This window comes from Streptomyces sp. NPDC007095, from assembly GCF_040634475.1.
Classification (GTDB): domain Bacteria; phylum Actinomycetota; class Actinomycetes; order Streptomycetales; family Streptomycetaceae; genus Streptomyces.
This window is the reverse complement of sequence record NZ_JBEYFS010000467.1, coordinates 1-2,822: the sequence shown is the minus strand read 5'-3', so window position 1 is coordinate 2,822 and position 2,822 is coordinate 1. Positions and strand designations below refer to the sequence as shown.

4 protein-coding genes are annotated in these 2,822 nt (G+C 71.8%); all 4 read right to left on the bottom strand.

The annotated features are described in order from the left end of the window. Positions 1 to 183: 183 nt before the first annotated feature. Positions 184 to 846, bottom strand: coding sequence for a hypothetical protein (locus tag ABZ656_RS57360; RefSeq protein WP_360280612.1), 663 nt, complete (start codon positions 844 to 846; stop codon positions 184 to 186). 349 nt (positions 847 to 1,195) lie between these two features. Next, the gene (locus ABZ656_RS57355; RefSeq protein WP_331720780.1) at positions 1,196 to 1,366 is read right to left on the bottom strand and encodes a hypothetical protein; all 171 of its coding nucleotides are present in this window, start codon (positions 1,364 to 1,366) and stop codon (positions 1,196 to 1,198) included. 259 nt (positions 1,367 to 1,625) lie between these two features. Continuing rightward, positions 1,626 to 1,949: a hypothetical protein gene (locus ABZ656_RS57350; protein ID WP_360280609.1), complete on the bottom strand. Its 324-nt coding sequence runs from the start codon at positions 1,947 to 1,949 to the stop codon at positions 1,626 to 1,628. Between the two features lie 79 nt (positions 1,950 to 2,028). Then, a complete protein-coding gene (locus tag ABZ656_RS57345) occupies positions 2,029 to 2,712 on the bottom strand; it encodes a hypothetical protein (RefSeq protein WP_360280606.1) in 684 nt (227 codons plus the stop codon). Positions 2,713 to 2,822: the final 110 nt, after the last annotated feature.

Sequence of the window (2,822 nt, the reverse complement as noted above, 5' to 3'; positions counted from 1 at the left end):
ATCCGGAGGGACCCCCCGCGACCCGACCACCACCCACCGACCCGCACCCGAAAAACAGGGGGCCCCTCTGGAAGGTGGCCGGGGGCGTGGGGGCAGAGCCCCCACATCACCACCCACACACCCGCGGCCGCCGAACCAACGGGAGAGATGCCGGGCAGTCGGCACGGGGCTCGGCCACGGCGGCTACTCGGCGGCTGGCGCCGAGGTGGCGGCCGCGCGGGCTCGGGCCATGATGCGCTCGGCGGTCCGCTCGCTCACCTCGTACAGCTCGGCGAGTTCGGCGGCGGTCACGGGTGCGCGGCGCCCGGCTTCGGCGGCCGCCAGTTCGGTGGCCACCTCGGCCACGCGGTGGTCCGGCCGGCTGCGTGGGGCCTTGTCCTTGCTACCGACCGTGCGGCCCTTGTACTGCGGCTGGCGGTCGGCTCGCGCCTCGGCGGCGGCCCGGGTCCACCATCGGCGGCCGTGACGCTCCATGCCCGCGTCCATCCGGCCGGCGGCCGCGTCGGCCCTGATGGTCGACGCGCTCACCTTGGCAACGGCGCCGGCCTCCTGGTCGGTCAGCAAGTCGGAGGGGTGCGGCGGCAACGTCGTCCCGCGCTCGTCTTCCTCGTCCGGCTGCTCGTCCTCAACGGGGGCGGCCGCCTGGTCCTCGCCGCTCACCGCGTCCTCGGCCGTGATGAGGGCGGCCAGGGTCGGCACCTGCTCTCCAGCTAGGTGGGCTTCGACCTGGGCGGCGTCGTAGATAACTGGACGCTGAGACCCCGGGAGGGGGTGCACTGCGGCCACGAACGCGCCGTGGTGTCGGCGGCGCCACGTCGCAAGCGAGACGCCGGCGAGCTGGGCCACGTCGGCAAGGTCGAGTGTTGGTCGGCCTCGGGGGATCACGTCGGGCTCTCCTGGGGTTCGGGCCTCCGCGTGGGCGGGGCGTCGTCGCTGGTTATGAGGCTACGGCTCCGCGGCTTACGGGCCGGCGCCGTGGTGGGTGGTGCATCCTCGGCCTCGGCGGGGGTGTCGGCCCGCTGGGTGCCGGCGTCCGCCGAGGCTGTCTAGACTGGGGCCGCTTCTTACTTCGGCCTTCGGGCCGGGTGTTGGTGGAAGCAAAAGGGCCGGTGGATGCCGTGACCTCCTCGGAGGTCTACCACCGGCCCTCTGTCGTGTCCGGGCGGCCGCCGAGGTGGCCGCCGCCCGGTGTCCCTCAACGCGCCGTAGCGGCGCCGCCCGTCTGCGGGGTGATGCCGTTGTTCCCGGTGATCTGGCCGGGGTTCTGCACCTCGGCCCGGACGTACGGGTTCGGGTTGGCCGCGGTGCGGTTGGCGTAGTCCTCGGTGCACTTCTGCACGGTGGCCGGCTCGTTGGCAGCGCTCATGGTGACGTTCTCCTTCGGTGGGTGTTGGTGGTCGCCGGGCCGGGGTGCCGTTCCCCTTCCCGACAAGAACTAGATTACAGCAACAGAGCATCACGGGCAAGGCTTCCGCCTGCCCTGACTTGACGTAGTCGCAGGTCAGAAGCGCAACCCGAAGAACTTCCAAGATCTTTTAGCGTGTACACGCGAACCGCGCGGCGGCTCCCGCCCTGCACTCAGGACGGGGCCGCTGGCGCTCTGCCCGAGGTCAACCGGCGGGGCCTTACTCCGGTCGGCGCGGGGCCGGAACCGGAGCCTTGGCCGGCTCGGCGGGCTGACGCTGGCCCGGGATGGCCAACCCGGCGCGCTCGTCGCGCCGTTCGGTCCTGCGGGTGTCGGACCGGTCGCGTACGGCGGTCAGGGCCCTGAAGACGATCATCAGGGGCCACGCGGCGACGGCGACGACCCACACCGTGACGGCGCCGGCGAGTTCGCCGTGGGACGGCTGGCGGGTCGGATCGGCTTGCAGGTCCGTCAGGCCGTCCGTGGGCATGACGTTGTAAGAGGTGCTGACCAGAAGTCCGATCAGCAGATACAGCAAGATCACGGGGTGGCTCTTTTCGGTGGGGTGCTGGTGGGGGCTGACCCCGGGGGCGGGTGCCGTTCCCACCCCCGGGGCGCTTGGCTTATCGGCCGGCTCGGGCCTGGTCGACGGGGCGGGCAACCTCGGCGGCGGTGACTTCGCGGGCCATCACAACGCGCACGGTGTCCAGCAGTACCGGCGGCAGCGCGAACCGCTGGCGGCGGATGCCCCGGAGGTGCTTCCGGGCGAGTGCGACGGCGGCGGCGTCCGGGATCGCGGCGGGGCCCTGGCCGTCGAACGCGTAGAAGCGGGTCACCAGGTGCGCGCCGAGCACGGCCGGGGCATGGTGGCGGTCGTCGCGCGGCAGCGCGTCCGGGTCCACGGGAACGCTCGTCCGCGTGTCGGTGTACTCGGTGATGCGTACGACGTCGGCGCCGAACCGCTCGGCCGCCCATCCGTACTGCGCGCGGGTCGTCTCGGGGCTCTCGATCATCGAGCCCCTGCGCTCGTGGCCGTGCTCCACGTAACTGACCGACCAGTACCGAACGCGGGCGGTTCGGATGGCGGCCATGTACGAGATCACGCGCTCGACCACCCGGGCGCCGGTCTCGCCGGCCTCGTACTGCGCATCCGCTCGGGCGGTGTCCGGGCCGTGGGTCAACACGGTGGTGGCGAGCCGGGCAGACAGCGAGCGGGCGGGGTCGTGCGCCTGCTCGGCGATGAACGCCAGCCTGATGAACATTTCCAGTTCGGCCGGGTTGTTCATGTCGAGTTCCAACGTGGTCACGTCGGTTCCTTTCGGTGGGTGTTGGTGGTGTCGGTCCGGGGTGCCGTTCCCCTTTCCGACAAGTACTAGATTACAGCACTAGGGCATCACTGGCAACTCTGGGCCCGTGT